Genomic DNA, 14,182 nt, shown 5'->3' with positions numbered 1-14,182 from the left:
GTTCATCGTCGGTCCAATTCCAGGTTGCAGGCGCTATTGGCCTTCGAAGATTGGCGTCGTCACCAGAAAAGACCACGCAACATTCATGCCAGAAAGCGCTTGGCCGGGTCGGCCAAGCGCGGCGGCGTTTGTCGCGCCATCATCGATACGCATATGCACCCAAAAGATGGGCATTATGCGGCTTCTTCCCGGCGCTCGTGCGTCCGGACGAATTGCTGCAGCATCTCGAAGACCGGTCCTTTCATGTCGTCGCGTGCCAGGGCAAAGGCGATGGTGGCCTCGATGAAGCCTTCCTTGGAGCCGCAGTCGAACATGCGGCCATTGAAGGGCTGGGCATAGAAGGACTGGCTTTGCGCCAGGCGGACCATGGCGTCGGTGAGCTGGATCTCGTTGCCGGCGCCGCGCTGCTGGTTGCCGAGCAGGGCGAAAATCTCCGGCTGCAGAACGTAACGGCCGTTGATGTAGAAGTTCGACGGCGCATTGGCCGGCGCCGGCTTCTCGACCATGGCTGTCACCTCGAAACCGGTGCCGATCTCGGCGCCGCGGCCGACGATGCCGTATTTGCTGGTCTCGCTCGGCTCGCAACGCTCGACGGCGATGACGTTGCCGCCGGTGCGCTGATAGAGGTCGACGGTCTCGGCAAGACAACCGCGCCCGCCGAACGATACCATGTCGGGCAGGAGCAGGGCGAAGGGCTCGTCACCGATCACCTCGCGCGCGCACCATACGGCGTGGCCGAGGCCCTGCGGCGACTGCTGACGGATGAAGGAAGTGGCGCCGGCGACGGGGAGCAGGCTTTCGAGCGACTGCAACTGCGCCTTCTTGCCGGTCTGCTCCAGGGTCCCGATCAATTCAGGATGCAGGTCGAAATAGTCCTCGATGACCGCCTTGTTGCGGCCGGTCACGAAGACGATGTGCTCGATGCCTGCCTCGAAGGCTTCGTCCACCGCATATTGGACGACCGGCTTGTCGACCACGGGAAGCATTTCCTTCGGCATCGACTTGGTGGCCGGCAGGAACCGCGTTCCAAGCCCCGCCACCGGTATGACTGCCTTCCTGACTTTCTTCATCGCATAGTCCTTTTGAGAAGATCGATTTCAATATGCCGCAGGCTCCGAACCCACTCTCCGTCAGCCCGCACTCTCACCTCCCCGTCCCACGGCAAACTGTGCCGCAACCCTTCGCAACCGGACGGCGATCGGCATGCTCATATGCCTCACCGCCGCCGGATCACTGAGCGCCGTCCACATCGCCCTGAGCGGCGAGCGCGCCTTGATGTGCTGGACCAGCGACAGGAACGAAGCCGCCCGGCGCAGGCTACGGCCGCGCCTGGCAAAGGCAGCCGCGGCGGCCGCGTCCATGAGATGCGTCTCGGCGAAGGCGGCGTCGGCCGCACGCATCGCCTCGACATGATGCAATTCCAGCACCCGCGAGATGGAGCCGGTGCGGATGTGATAGACATAGCCGGTCGTCGGCTCGACGACACATCTGCCGCCCTTGGCGAGCGCGCTGGCCAGCAGGATGTAATCCTCGCCGATGATCAGCTTCTCGTCATAGCGAAGGCGTTTTTCGTCGAGGAAGCCACGCTGGAATATCGGCTTGAGATAGCCAAGATTGAAGCGCGACTCGAAGACGATGTTGCCGGCGATGTAGTCGGCGAGCGAAATCTCGCCCATGCCCTCGAGATAGTCGGCCGGGAACATCGTGTCCTCGGGCACGCCGTCCTCGCGCACGACCTGGAGATTGTCGACCGCGATCACCGCGCCGGCCTTCTCCGCCCGCGCGATCATGGCGCGGATCCGGCCGGGATAGACGGCATCGTCGGAATCAAGGACCGCCACCCACCGGCCCCGCGCGGCCTCGAGGCCGGCGTTCCTGGCACCGCCGGGACCGCGATTTTGCTCAAGCGCGAGGACCCGCACGATTTCCTCTGGATAGGCGCGCGCCACGTCGAGCGTCCGGTCGCGCGAACAGTCGTCGACGACGATGACCTCGACGGAAACGTGATGCTGGGCAAGGGCACTGGCGATCGCCCGGTCGAGGGTCGCCTCGGAATTGTAGGCGGCGATGACGAAGCTGACGTCAGGCTGCATGCTTGCCTCCTTCCTGCGCGGAGGTGAGGCCGTACTGGCGGATCTCGCGAACGCCGACGAGGCCGCTGACGACGCCGACATGCATGATGCCGCGCAGCACGCTGCGGTTCCTGCGCACCGGGCTGATCGCGGTCAGCGCCGCCATGCCGAAACAGTAGGCCGCCTTGGCCGAGGCGAGGCCCACTTGCGCGACGCGCCTGAAGCCGCTCGCGCCGTGCCCGATCAGATGACCGTGCGTCTGCCCGAAACGGAAGCGGCGGCGGCGCAGCCAGTCGAACGCCGCCCTGGCGCGCGGCACCACCTCCTCGACCAGCGCATCCGGTGAAAACGCGATGCTGCCGCCGTCCCTGACCATGCTGTCGAAGAACTCGGTGTCCTCGCCGCCGGTCTGGCCGCGCGCCAGGCTGAAGCGGCGGCCGCGCAGGCTCGCTTCGCCGGTTCTCAGGAGTACATTGCAGGTGTAGCCGGTACGGATCTCGCCGCGCACCCAGACCGGCAAGGTCGAATGAAAATCGCCTTTGCGCATCCAGGCCGGCGCATCCTGTCCGTAATGCGCCCGCACCGGCCCCAGCACGGCGGTGGCGCCGCTCGCCTCGGCCGTGGCGACAAGTTCGGCCAGCCAGCGGACCGATGCGGTCTCGTCATCGTCGATGAAGGCGACAAGATCCGACACGCTGGCATCGAGGCAGGCATTGCGCGCGATCGAGATGTTGCGCGCCGGCGCGTGGCGGTAGCGGATCGGCAGCTTCAACTCCAGCGCCAACGCCTTGACCAGCGCCTGGGCGCTTGGCTGATCGTCATTGTCGGCGAGAACCACGCCGATCTCGAAGCCGGCGGGCCTGTCCATGGCGGCGATGGAGCGCAGCGTGTCGGCAAGCTCGGGCCGCCTGAACGTGCAGACGCAGATGTCGATGGAGCGGGTCTTGGCGGCCATCACGCCACCCCGCGCTGCGCTCGGCGACCGAGGAGCTGCAGCCAGAATCCGACGGACCAGCCGAAATGCATGACCATTGCCGACACGCCCACAAGCGTAAGGCCAGCATTACGCTGACCGATGGCGGCTGCGATACCATAACCGAGGCAGACCGCCGCCCACACCAGGAACGGCACCGCCGCCAGCCAGTGGACGAAGGAGAAGGCGGCAAGCAGGACGACCGGGAAGACCAGCAACGGGATCATCTGCCGGACCTTGGGCACCATGCGGTGCTTGAGCACGTTCCTGGCGCGGCCGCGGCCATAGCCGAGATACTGGAAATAGAGGCTCTTCAGGGAGGAGCGCGGATAGTAGACCATCTGCGTCCTGCCGCTCATCCAGATGCGGTAGCCGGCCTGGCGCAGCCGGTAGTCGAGCTCGGCATCCTCATTGTGGCTGAACGTCTCGTCATAGCCGCCCACCGCCTTGAAGGCCGAGATGCGCATCAACGCGTGGTGGCCATGGTCGACCCATTCGCCCGACGAAAGGTGCCGGTGCTTGGAGCCACCGGTACCGAGCTTGGAATTCTGCGCTGCCGCCACCGCCTGCTGCACCGCGCCGGTGCCGCTGGTCAGCATGGAGACGACGACCGAATCGGCCCCGGTGGCCAACGCCTCCTCGACCAGCCGGTCGCAATAGTCGTCTGGATAGCCGCCATGGGCGTCGATGCGGATGAGATAATCGGCACTGTCGCCGAACCCGGCGACCGCAAGGTTGAGCGCGGCGCTCTGGATGCGCTTGGGGTTGTGCAGCAGGACGACGCGGGGATCCTTCGCGGCGATGGCCTCGACAATTGCCGGTGTGCCGTCGGCACTGCCGCCGTCGGCGACGATGATGCGTGCGCCGAGCCTCTGCGCGGCGGGCCGCAGCTGTTCGAGCAGCGCGCCGATATGCGCGGCCTCGTTCAGGCACGGAATCACGATCAGACTTGCGGTTGGCGTCATCCGGTTCCGTCCATACTATGCCAGCGCTTCGGCCACGAAAGACTCCGGCGCCGCCACAAGGCCACGCAGCTTGTCGACCAAGGCCCGGCAGTCGTTGCGGTCGTAGCTCCAGGTCCGCGGGTTGCGGGCCAGCACGCGCGCCTTGAGCTTGCCGAAGCGCTCCTGCTCCATCCGCCCGAGCTCGGTTTCGAGCGTTTCGGGCGTCGCCTCGGAGAGGAGGACGCCTATGTCCTGCTGGTTGAGGAAGCGGCCGGTTTCGGTGTTGCCCATCGAGATCGGCACCGCGCCGAAGCGGCAGCCCTCATAGAGGCGGTTGGGCAGCAGCCATTCGGAGTTCTGCCCTGCCTCGAAGAAATCGATCGCCCAGCAAAAATGCACATCGCCGTAGATCGCAGCCATGTCCTCCGGGTTGCGATAGGGTCCGCGAAAGGACAGCCAGGGCTCGGCCTCGACAAAAGCGTGGAAATCGGGAAATTCTGAGAGCGCTGGACGACCACGCAGGACGACTTCGAAACGCCCGTTGAGGCGGCGGGTGAACTCGGCCAGCATCTCCAGCGAGCGGCGGCAGCGGAGTGCGCCGAACCAGCCGATACGCCAAGGGGGCGCTGCGGGATTCTCGGTCTTCAATCGCTCATCCGACGTCACTGTCGTGGTGTCGAAATACTTGTTCTCGACCAGTTCGACAGGTGCCGCGACCTGCCCAAACGGCTTGAAGTAATTGGCGATGAAGGCCGGCGACGAGGTCACGAGGAGCTTAACGTCGCGGGCGAGATAACGTTCCGCGCCACGCAGCGCCTTGCCGACCAGATCGTCGCGCAGCACCAGGCGGTGGATGTCGAGACATTCATAGACAACCGGGACCCCGGCCCCGAGCACGGCCTTGGCGCGGCGGGCAAGCGCCAGCATTTCGAGGTTGCGCGCGATGATGAGGTCAGGCCTCGGCATCGCCGCTAGCTTGGGGCCGATCCCGAACGCCGCTTTGGCGACCGCCGCCAGACGCTGGCCGAATCGGCCGTCGCGCGTCGCGCCGAGATCGATCGGGCGCAATCCTTCGATGTCGGCAACCGGGCCGGTGGTGCGGCGGAACCCCGCCAGCGTCACCTTGGCCCCGCCTGCCCTGAGCATTGTGATCCGCCGGCGAACCGCCGGGTCGGATATGTCATGCACAAGGTACAAGACATGCAGCATGAAACTTGACCGCTGTTGGCCCACCCACGGCGAAGTTAGTACAGCTCTTGCTGCATCGCAACATTTTTGGTGCAGCGTAGCAAGGAAAGCGAGCATTTTTGTTGCGCTGCAAAAAACATGCGTTAATCTTGTCTTGCTCGAGCGCCAGCCAACCGTTGGCCCTATGCCGCGCTTGGACGGCTAGCGCGGATGCCGACCAGATCCCGCTGCCTGACCGTAGAACCAACTCACGAATGGGGTGATACGATGAACATCGTCGTTGAGAACACAGTCTGCCTGAATACCGGGGATGCAGCAATTCTGCTGGCGATCCGCCATATCCTCAAGGCAGTTGTCGGCGACGAACCGCGGTTCTTCGTCTTCGACAGCCAGCCTGAAGTCGCCGCAAAACTCTACCCGAAGAAGGATTACCCGGATCTCGAATTTCACAAGCTGCTGTCGGAAACCATGTTCCGCTACAGCTACGGCAACGGGATGAAACACCGGCTAAAACCGCTTTATAACCGGCTCGTCCTTCAGGTTTTGCAGCGTTTCGGCTCCGAAGGCTTCATTAGCCGCATCTTGTTCGGCGAAAGCGCCCGCCGCAGCCTCGATATCTATCGGAGCGCCGATCTCGTGGTCACGACAGGCGGCACCTATCTGGTCGAGAACTACAATCTCGAAAGGCGCCTGAACCAATTCCGCGTCGATGCGATCCTCGGCAAGGATCCCGTGTTCTTCACGCAATCCCTCGGTCCGTTCAACAAAAGTTACAATCGGCAGGAACTGACCCCGATCCTCGACCGGAGCCCGCTCATCCTGCTTCGCGACGAGCGCTCCAGAAACCACATACTGGATATGGTGAAGGAGCCCGGCAAGTGCCACGTCGTGGCCGATGCCGTCTTTGCGCTCGCCGATACAGACAGGATCGGGAAACGGCTGGCTTCCGCCCAACCGCCGGTGGAAACGGGCCGCGTCGCCATCTCCGTCCGCCACTGGAACTATGTCAATGACGGTGAAGACGGCATGCGCCGCTATCTCGATTCGGTGCGCGAAATCGCAACCATCCTCGTCAGGGATCACGCCAAGGAAGTGACCTTCGTCTCCACCTGCCAGGGCGTGCCGGAATACGCGCATGACGATTCCAAGACGGCGCGCGCAATCGTAGCCGAGCTTGATCCGGAGATCGCCAAGCATGTCAGCGTGGACGCTTCGTTCCACACTCCGGACCAGTTGATGGCGCTGGTGAAAGGCTTCGACTTCGTCGTCGCGACGCGCATGCACATGATGATCATGTCGCTTTGCGTCGGCACGCCGGTGCTGCCGATCGCCTATGAATTCAAGACCAAGGAAGTCGCCAAGCGCGTCGGTGTCGCCGATCTGTTGCTCGACATCGACACAGTGACGCCGCAGGAGGCAGCCGAAAAGCTCGGCAGGTTTGCCGGCAACCTCGACCAGTATCGCCGCACCAGCCTGCAGGCCGTGCTTGAAGAGCATGCTTCGGCAATGTCGGCCACAGACTTGCTGAAGCCACTTGTTCCAGGTGCTTCAGCGGATGTTGCGCGCGATGTTGGGAAGGGTGGCGGAAAGCATGCCGCGCGATTGGGGAAAGATCAGCATCAGGATGAGGGCAAACCCGTAATTGAGGCAAAGCGCCAGGGCCACGGCGAGAAGGTCTGATTGACCAGTGAGCGACGCCGGCAGCTCCAGATAGGCCAGCCAGGCAAGCAGGGACGAGACAATGAAGAGCCCCTGCATGATCAGGAAATCGCCGGCAGTTACCGGGCCGACACGGTGGACCAGCACGGCAAGCACCGGAACGCGCAGCACGTAGCCGCTGATCGCGTAGGCGGCCGCGACGCCGACAGCGCCCCAATGCAGGCCGACGATGAAGGAGGCGACCGTCGTCAGCGACGAGTAGATGCCCCAATGAAACATGGTCTTGGTTTTGCCCTGGCAGATGAATATCCACCCCGTGGTGCTTGAGACGGACTGCATCAGGCTGGCGATGCCGAGCCAAGCAAAAATAGGCGCCACGGCGGTCCAGCGCGGCCCGAAAAGGAGCGCAACCACCTGTTCCGAGGTCAGCGTCAGCGCCGCGATACCAGGCATGGTTACGGCCGCCAGCATCCAGTTGGTTCGCACGTAAAGGTCGCGAAACCGCGCCTTGTCCTCGTGAATTCGGCTGAGCAGAGGCACCATCACGCGCGTCAGCGGCTGGGTGATGTTCTGCAATGGAAACAGCAGCAGCTTGTAAGCGCGGTCGTAATAGCCGAGCTCGATTGCACCGGAGTATTTTCCGATGAGGATGTTGTCGAGATTGCGTGAGAAAAAGTTGACGAGGTTGAAGCCGGTCAGATTGGCGCCGAACGACAATATGTCGCCGTCGACTTTCAGGTCCGGCCGCGACGGCGTCCAACGCACCACCAGCCATGCTGCCGCGAGCGCAACGACTGCCGCGACTGCCGGCCCCAACACCAGCGACCAGTAGCCCATTCCCGCCCAGGCCGCGATCGCGGCGGCGAGAAGTCCGGCAGCGGCGGTTGCGACATCGTTGATCGCCAGCTGGCCGAACTGCAGATGGCGGTTCATCAGCGCCAGCGGCACCGCGGCAATGCTGCCAAGCAGCAGCGGCAGAGCAGAGGCCATGGTGATCCCGAACATGCGCTGATCGCCGTAGAACGCGGCAATGGCCGGCGCGAGAGCCGCAACGACGACGGAACTGCCCAGTCCGACGAGGGCGCTGACCCAGAAAACCTGATTGAGCTGCCTGTCACTGATGTCCCTGCGCTGCACCAGCGCCTGCTGCAGGCCAAGGTTTTGCAACAATCCGACAAAGGCAACGATCGGTCCGACGGACGCTACCAGGCCGAAATCCTCGGGCACAAGAAGGCGGGCGAGGATGACGACCGAAATGAACTGTATCGCCATCTTGAAGCCTTGCGCGCCGGCCGTGACCAGCCCGCCGCGCAGGGCGACGCGACCAAATTGAGGAGGAGGCGGGGGGGCATTCATATGGGCGATCTCATTTCACCAAGCTGCGTTGCAATCTGCGCGAACCGCTCGTTAAGCACCTCCGCGTTGAAATCTGCCTCGATCTTCTTTCGCGCTGCGAGCGCGATCGGCTCACACAGCTTCGCGTTCTCGGCGATCCAGGTGAGTTTGCCGGCTAGCGCCGCGACGTCCCGCTCGGGCGCGAGGAACCCTGTCTTCTGGTCCTCGATCAGTTCAGGAATCCCCGAATGATAGGTGCTGACCACGGTCAGCCCAGCGGCCATGGCCTCCATCAAGGCAACCGGAATGCCTTCGACATCGCCATCGCGGGCTCCGACGCTGGGCAGCACGAACACATGGGCATCGCGCAGGCGCTGCTTGACCTCAGCATGCGGGCGCGGGCCGAGAAAAGTCACCCTGTCGGCAATGCCGAGATCGGCGGCAAGCCGCTTCAGCTCTTCCAGGAGTTCGCCGCCGCCGATCACCGAATAGGTCCAGTCACGGCGCGGCAGGGCTGCAAGTGCGCGAAGCGCGTATTCGATGCCTTTCTTCTCGGTCAGGCGGCAGACAGAGATGAATGACAGTGCGTCCTGCTCCCAGGACCGCCACCGATACTCGATCTCACCAGGCCGCACGCCCATATGGTGCACCACGACCTTCGCTGGCGATGCGCCGACATCGATCAGGGCGTCGCGGAAAAAGGCATTCACCGGCAGTTGGAGAACGCCTTTTTCGAAGACCGTCCTGTAGCGCGCAAGCGTCTTGTCATGCATCGGCCCGCCGACATCGTTGCCATGGAATATCGTCACCAGGGGTGCGGAAATCCTGCCACGCTTGATGACGCGGGCGACCCGCAGGCCATTGGTGCCGAAATGCGCAACGATGACGTCGGCCTCCTGCAACTTGTGCGCGTGAAAGAGATCGATTGCGGTCGAGAGTTTGTCCCACAGCCTCCCGGACCATTTCCTGAGCAGCGGTCGATAACGGCCGAGTCTACCCCACCAGCACACGACCTTTCCGGGCAGCGCCTGCCAGCGCTGATCGTCGATGTTGCGATCCTTGCCGAAGGTCGTCTCGTTGCAGACGACACCGACTTCCATGCCGTGCTCAAGGCATCCGGCTATCTGGTCGAGGACAAAGGTTTCGGATAACGAGGGGAACTTATCAACTACGAAGCAAATCTTCATCGATCAGATGATCTTTCGAGGTCGGCCAGCGATTCGCTTGCGCGGAAAACGACTAGGCGGCACGCTCCAGGCCGCTTCGCCTGGCGTTGTTGAGAACATCCAGAAATGTCGCGAACTGTTTATCGGGGTTCATCTGCGGCCGCTCTGAAAACAGCTGCGCCGCCGCCGAAAGCCTGTCGTACTCGGCCTTGTCGCTCCACAATCGCCTGACCGTCGCGACCCAGTCGGCGAGCGGAGCGTCGTAGTCAAGCACCACGCCGCCGGCGCCGATCGCTTCCGGCAGGCCGCCGCGCCGGGACCCGACGACAGGAATGCCGCTGCAATGGGCCTCGGATGCTACCCTGCCCCACGCCTCTTCCCATTTGCTGGGCGCAAGCAGAATCCTCGTCCGGCCGTAGACCGTCTTCATATCGCTGGTGCGGCTCTCCAACGTGGCGTTGCCCAGCGGGGCGATGGTCCTTTCGATCTCGGCCCGGTGGTTGTCGTCAAGCATCCAGCTCTCGACGAACAGGAACGGAATTTCAGGGCATTCGCCGGCAATGCGGACCGCCAATTCGAATCCCTTTTCGTTGTAAGGGTTGATCATCGTCACGAACTCGCGGGTCGTCGGCGTGCTGTAAGATCCGGGATTGATGGTGGGCGGAATCACCGTCGAATCGATGCCGAATTTTTCCTTGTAGGTGCGGGCGGTGAACTCCGAATTGGCGATGTAGAGCGCCGAGCGCAGTTCGCGCAGGTCGCCCGCCAGTTCATGGAATTCGACATTCCTCAGATAGACGACCAGCGGCACGCCCAGCGCCTGCAGCTCCCTGCCGATCGGCACCGACTTGTGGCACTGCACGACCGCGACATCGGGCTTCAGCCTTTCGACCGCGAAGCCCGCCGCCTCCCAGGGGAACCACGCCCGCACCACCGGGTAACCGGGAAACGTGTCGATGACGGCGCGCTGGCGGAGCAGTTTCATCTTGGCGCGAGCCTTGAAGCCGAACATGCCGTCACCGAACAGCGCCGCCAGGACCGAGGCCTCATGACCGTTTTCGCGCAACTGCTCGACCAGATGGTGCGTGCTCGACTGAACACCACCGCTGAATTGTGGCGTGTAGCCGTTGCCCCCTGCAAACAGAACTTTCATGGACCCTGGCTCCTTATTGTGCCGCTCTGCCCTCACGCCGCCAGCCTACCGATGCTGAAATATTCGATGCCGTAGCGGGCGATGACCTTGGGGTCGTAGAGATTGCGGCCGTCGAAGATCACCGGCGTGGTCAGCGCATCCTTGAGTGCGTCGAAGGAGGGCGCGCGGAAGCTCTTCCATTCGGTGCAGATCAGGAGCGCGTCGGCGCCGCGCAACGCGGCCTCCTTCGTGCCGCAGAGCAAAAGATCGTCGCGCAGACCGTAGATGGCCTGGCACTCCTGCATCGCCTCGGGATCGAAGGCCTGCACGTTGGCGCCGGCCTGCCACAGCGCCTCCATCAGCGTGCGCGACGGCGCCTCGCGCATATCGTCGGTGTTGGGCTTGAAGGCCAGGCCCCAGAGCGCGAAGGTCTTGCCCTTGAGGTTGCCCTTGAAATAGCGGTGCACCTTGTCGAACAGGACCGACTTCTGCTCGTTGTTGCGTTCCTCCACCGCGCGCAGCAGCTTGGCGTCGAACTTGACGCCTTCGGCGGTCTTGATCAGGGCGCGCACGTCCTTGGGAAAGCACGAGCCGCCATAGCCGAGGCCGGGATAGATGAAGTGGTAGCCGATGCGGGGATCGGAGCCGATGCCCTTGCGTACCTCCTCGATGTCGGCGCCCAGCTGCTCGGCCAGATTGGCCATTTCGTTCATGAAGCTGATCTTGGTGGCCAGCATGCAATTGGCGGCGTATTTGGTGAACTCGGCGCTGCGCACGTCCATCACGATCATCTTCTCGTGGTTGCGGTTGAACGGCGCGTAGAGTTCGCGCATCACTGCCTCGGTGTCCTCGCTCGAGGTGCCGACGATGATGCGATCCGGCTTCATGCAGTCGGCGACGGCCGAGCCTTCCTTGAGGAATTCCGGGTTGGAAGCGACGTCGAAAGCCAGATCCTCGCGACCCCTGGCTTTCAGCGTCTCGGCGATCTTGGCCTTGATCTTCTCGCAGGTGCCGACCGGCACGGTCGACTTGCCGACGACGATCTTGGGCGCCTCCATTTCGCGGCCGATGGCCTCGGCGACGGCGAGCACGTATTTGAGATCGGCCGACCCGTCCTCGCCGGGCGGCGTGCCGACCGCGATCATCTGGATCTGGCCGTGCTTGACGGCGGCGGCCGCGTCCGTGGTGAAACGGATGCGGCCTGCCGCGTGGTTCTCCTTGACGAGGGTTTCCAGCCCGGGCTCGAAGATCGGGATCAGGCCCTGGTTGAGCCGCTCGACCTTTTTCTCGTCGATGTCGACGCACACCACTTGGTGCCCGACTTCCGCGAGCACCGCGGCCTGCACGAGGCCGACATAGCCAATTCCAAAGACGGTCAGATTCATTCGTTCTTGTTCCTGTTCAAGGCCGTCTTCGGTCCGGCCGGTTCAGATGTTGCCTGGCCGTGATCCCCACGGCTGTTTCCTGTTTAAGCATGATTCCGAAAGCGGTCCCCGCTTCTGTCACGCTTGGCTTTCGGTTCGGAACCATACGCTAGTTGCTGTTGGCACCGCTGCTTATGCTGCACGCCAGCGATTCCTTGAACTGGCATGGTTCGCCCAGCGCCGTGAACGCGACACGCTCCACCTGCATGGAGACCTTGCGGCCAGGGTCCGAAAAGGGCCCCATCCAGTTGGTCAGCTTATCGCTGCCCCAGAGGCTGAAGAATATCTTCTGCGAATGGGTCGGCAATTCCTCCGGATTTGTCACTTCATGGACCAGCTTGCCGTTGACGTAGAAGCGCAGGCGGTCCTTTTCCCAGACGAAGCCGTAGTCGTTGAAGCCCTTGTCGGTGCCACCCTCGACATCGGCAAGCTTTTCGTTCTTCGGCTTGCCGGAAATGTAGGTGTTGACCTGGACCTTCGAGGTGTCCTTGGTCAGGACCTCGAAGTCGATCTCGTCCCAGGGCTGCTTGTCGGCAGGGCCGATGTAGGAAAAGAAGGCGGCATTAAGCCCGGACCCGGTATCGGTCTTCATGCGCGCTTCATAGGTGCCGTAGCCATAGCGCTTCTTGGTCTGGATCTCGCCGCAGGCGAATTCGCGGTCTTTCGTCTGGCGCTTCTCGAAGCCGAGTGTCAGCACGCCGTCGGAAAGCCCGACCAGGCTCTTCGACCAGGTGCAGTTCTGGTGGGGGCCGTTCGACCAGCCGTCGGAAACATACCAGCGCGACCGGTCGAGACTCTTGAAATCATCGACGAATGAAGGCGCGCTCTGCACCTCCTGCGCATGGGATGGTTGCGGGGCTGCAACCAGGCTTGCGGCCACTACAAGGAACGCGCCAGCCATGGATAGCCGCCGCAGGCCCACACTCGGCTCTGGCCGCATGACATCGACCGCGACGATGGGGATAGTCTTCGGATCTGCGTTCATACCAACTCACCTTTGTGCTGTCCGCCCCAACCCAAAAGTCATCAAATGGCCCGCCTCCGCGAGCCGCTTGCGATCCTCCGCCCTAGAACTGCCTACCTGTGCCTCGTACCAAAAAGTTGTGCCCTTCAAACTTCATCTCGTGCCGTCAGCGTCCGCCTGCCGACTTGACGAAACCGGTCCGCGAATCGGAACCTTGCTCACTTTCGTCGACAATCGCGTCGAGCGAATGACGCAGTTCCTTCATCAAGCCGTTCTGGCGAGCAAGCTCGGCAATGCGCCGCTCGCAGTTCAGGATCGACTTCGTCAGCTCGCTTACTTCCGACGACTTGCCTGTCGACGCCGATCCGTTCTCCATCGCCTCGACCAGGAAAGCGGCGTTCGCCGCTTTCGACCGGTAGCGATTCTCAAGTCCGGCCTTCTCCGCCTCGATCTCGCCGGCGATCTGATCGAGTAGCCTTGCGAGACGATCGTAGCGCTGGAGATCGGTCTGCCGGTCCCGGGCCGGAGCCCTGGATCTGAAGCCGAATATCGAAGCCATCCGGTTGGCCTTCCAAAATTGCTGCACCGCAACATACACTGCCATTCCGGGGCCGCATAGGCAACCTCGGAGTTTGGGAAAGGCGATTTTTTCCGATCCGCGATCGCTGCAGCGCCGCGGTCCGGGTTACTTTTCAACAGCTTGAGCGGCCATCAGGAAGCGCAGCGGCGGCACCGGCCGCTTGGGGGCAAGGCCGGTCTGGCGAAACAGCGCCTCAAGCTTGTCAGCGGCAACGCCGCGGACGATCGGGATCAGGTTCGACTGGCTGGCCAGCGCATAGGCGGCGGCCGATGCCAGGCCGCGCTCGGCCTTCACGTCGAGGAAATTGCGCAGCCGGTATTTGTCGCGCACATGGCGCTCATGTTTCCTGAGCGCCGCCTTGGATGTCTCCGGCAGCGTATCAATGGCAAGCAACGCCAGGTCCGCGTCGGCAAGGCGCTTCAAATCCTGCGTCTTGTGGCGACCGCTCAGCGAATCGGCACGCACGATGGCGCCATAGCCACAGGACCTGATGACCTTGAAACGGGCGCCGCAGGCGACGGCGCGGGCATAGAGCTCATAGTCCTCGCCGAGGCGCAGGTTCTCGTCGTAACGCAGACCGTGGCGTTCGAGGAAGGCCCGGCTGATGACCGGCTTCAAGAAGCCCAGTTCGCCGCGCTGCACGCGGCGCCTGGAGATGTTGCCTTCGACGAAACGCTCGAAGTCGAGGAATTCCGGATCGGCCGAAAAGGACGGGGCGACGACCTTTGAGACATCGGTCGCCGTG

General features: G+C 63.0%; 11 protein-coding genes and 2 pseudogenes. 1 reads left to right on the top strand and 12 read right to left on the bottom strand.

What is annotated here, in order from left to right; all coding sequences use genetic code 11:
* Nucleotides 1–173 precede the first annotated feature (173 nt).
* From galU to EN742_RS08010, 5 genes are read right to left on the bottom strand one after another with little or no spacing between them, the layout of a single operon-like run.
* Complete coding sequence (gene galU, locus EN742_RS08030; RefSeq protein ID WP_126056847.1) at nt 174–1,070, bottom strand: UTP--glucose-1-phosphate uridylyltransferase GalU; 897 nt, start codon at nt 1,068–1,070, stop codon at nt 174–176.
* Nucleotides 1,071–1,130: 60 nt separating this feature from the next.
* On the bottom strand, nt 1,131–2,093 hold the full coding sequence (locus EN742_RS08025; RefSeq protein WP_128332635.1) for a glycosyltransferase family 2 protein: 963 nt from the start codon (nt 2,091–2,093) through the stop codon (nt 1,131–1,133).
* Nucleotides 2,083–3,027 (bottom strand): glycosyltransferase family 2 protein, encoded by a 945-nt coding sequence (locus tag EN742_RS08020; protein WP_127407594.1) that lies wholly within the window; start codon nt 3,025–3,027, stop codon nt 2,083–2,085. Before EN742_RS08020 ends, EN742_RS08025 begins: the two co-directional genes overlap by 11 nt.
* The gene (locus EN742_RS08015) at nt 3,027–4,010 is read right to left on the bottom strand and encodes a glycosyltransferase family 2 protein (RefSeq protein WP_128332634.1); all 984 of its coding nucleotides are present in this window, start codon (nt 4,008–4,010) and stop codon (nt 3,027–3,029) included. The genes EN742_RS08020 and EN742_RS08015 overlap by 1 nt, the downstream gene beginning before the upstream one ends.
* Before the next feature lie 15 nt (nt 4,011–4,025).
* Nucleotides 4,026–5,198 carry a glycosyltransferase gene (locus EN742_RS08010; RefSeq protein ID WP_127407613.1) on the bottom strand — a complete coding sequence of 391 codons (1,173 nt, stop codon included), beginning with the start codon at nt 5,196–5,198 and terminating at the stop codon, nt 4,026–4,028.
* A 189-nt stretch (nt 5,199–5,387) separates the two neighbouring features.
* On the opposite strand from EN742_RS08010, the pseudogene EN742_RS39210 reads away from it, so the two are divergent.
* A pseudogene (locus EN742_RS39210) lies at nt 5,388–6,500 on the top strand (polysaccharide pyruvyl transferase family protein); the annotation flags it as partial.
* Nucleotides 6,501–6,725: 225 nt separating this feature from the next.
* Here EN742_RS39210 and EN742_RS08000 read toward each other — a convergent pair.
* The 7 genes and pseudogenes from EN742_RS08000 to EN742_RS07970 all read right to left on the bottom strand — a co-directional run.
* A complete protein-coding gene (locus EN742_RS08000) occupies nt 6,726–8,192 on the bottom strand; it encodes a lipopolysaccharide biosynthesis protein (RefSeq protein WP_127406695.1) in 1,467 nt (488 codons plus the stop codon).
* Entirely contained in the window at nt 8,189–9,358 is a 1,170-nt protein-coding gene (locus tag EN742_RS07995; RefSeq protein ID WP_127406696.1) for a glycosyltransferase, read from the bottom strand. The genes EN742_RS08000 and EN742_RS07995 overlap by 4 nt, the downstream gene beginning before the upstream one ends.
* Nucleotides 9,359–9,410: 52 nt before the next feature.
* A complete protein-coding gene (locus EN742_RS07990; protein WP_127406697.1) occupies nt 9,411–10,490 on the bottom strand; it encodes a glycosyltransferase in 1,080 nt (359 codons plus the stop codon).
* A gap of 32 nt (nt 10,491–10,522) precedes the next feature.
* The gene (locus EN742_RS07985; RefSeq protein ID WP_126056854.1) at nt 10,523–11,854 is read right to left on the bottom strand and encodes a UDP-glucose/GDP-mannose dehydrogenase family protein; all 1,332 of its coding nucleotides are present in this window, start codon (nt 11,852–11,854) and stop codon (nt 10,523–10,525) included.
* Nucleotides 11,855–12,002: 148 nt separating this feature from the next.
* Nucleotides 12,003–12,794, bottom strand: a complete 792-nt coding sequence (locus tag EN742_RS07980) for a glycoside hydrolase family 16 protein (RefSeq protein WP_245482340.1) — start codon at nt 12,792–12,794, stop codon at nt 12,003–12,005.
* Nucleotides 12,795–13,023: 229 nt separating this feature from the next.
* On the bottom strand, nt 13,024–13,416 hold the full coding sequence (locus EN742_RS07975) for a hypothetical protein (protein WP_126056856.1): 393 nt from the start codon (nt 13,414–13,416) through the stop codon (nt 13,024–13,026).
* Nucleotides 13,417–13,542: 126 nt separating this feature from the next.
* Nucleotides 13,543–14,182: pseudogene (locus EN742_RS07970) on the bottom strand (glycosyl transferase family A); the annotation flags it as partial.

Source organism: Mesorhizobium sp. M4A.F.Ca.ET.020.02.1.1 (genome assembly GCF_004022645.1).
Classification (GTDB): domain Bacteria; phylum Pseudomonadota; class Alphaproteobacteria; order Rhizobiales; family Rhizobiaceae; genus Mesorhizobium.
Note: the sequence above shows the minus strand (reverse complement) of the source record. Positions and strands in the feature narration are given on the sequence as shown.

Excerpts from the sequence above, each read along its gene's own strand:
- galU (WP_126056847.1), bottom strand. The coding sequence starts at position 1,070 with ATGAAGAAAGTCAGGAAGGCAGTCATACCGGTGGCGGGGCTTGGAACG.
- EN742_RS08025 (WP_128332635.1), bottom strand. The coding sequence starts at position 2,093 with ATGCAGCCTGACGTCAGCTTCGTCATCGCCGCCTACAATTCCGAGGCG.
- EN742_RS08020 (WP_127407594.1), bottom strand. The coding sequence starts at position 3,027 with ATGGCCGCCAAGACCCGCTCCATCGACATCTGCGTCTGCACGTTCAGG.
- EN742_RS08015 (WP_128332634.1), bottom strand. The coding sequence starts at position 4,010 with ATGACGCCAACCGCAAGTCTGATCGTGATTCCGTGCCTGAACGAGGCC.
- EN742_RS08010 (WP_127407613.1), bottom strand. The coding sequence starts at position 5,198 with ATGCTGCATGTCTTGTACCTTGTGCATGACATATCCGACCCGGCGGTT.
- EN742_RS08000 (WP_127406695.1), bottom strand. The coding sequence starts at position 8,192 with ATGAATGCCCCCCCGCCTCCTCCTCAATTTGGTCGCGTCGCCCTGCGC.
- EN742_RS07995 (WP_127406696.1), bottom strand. The coding sequence starts at position 9,358 with ATGAAGATTTGCTTCGTAGTTGATAAGTTCCCCTCGTTATCCGAAACC.
- EN742_RS07990 (WP_127406697.1), bottom strand. The coding sequence starts at position 10,490 with ATGAAAGTTCTGTTTGCAGGGGGCAACGGCTACACGCCACAATTCAGC.
- EN742_RS07985 (WP_126056854.1), bottom strand. The coding sequence starts at position 11,854 with ATGAATCTGACCGTCTTTGGAATTGGCTATGTCGGCCTCGTGCAGGCC.
- EN742_RS07980 (WP_245482340.1), bottom strand. The coding sequence starts at position 12,794 with ATGGCTGGCGCGTTCCTTGTAGTGGCCGCAAGCCTGGTTGCAGCCCCG.
- EN742_RS07975 (WP_126056856.1), bottom strand. The coding sequence starts at position 13,416 with ATGGCTTCGATATTCGGCTTCAGATCCAGGGCTCCGGCCCGGGACCGG.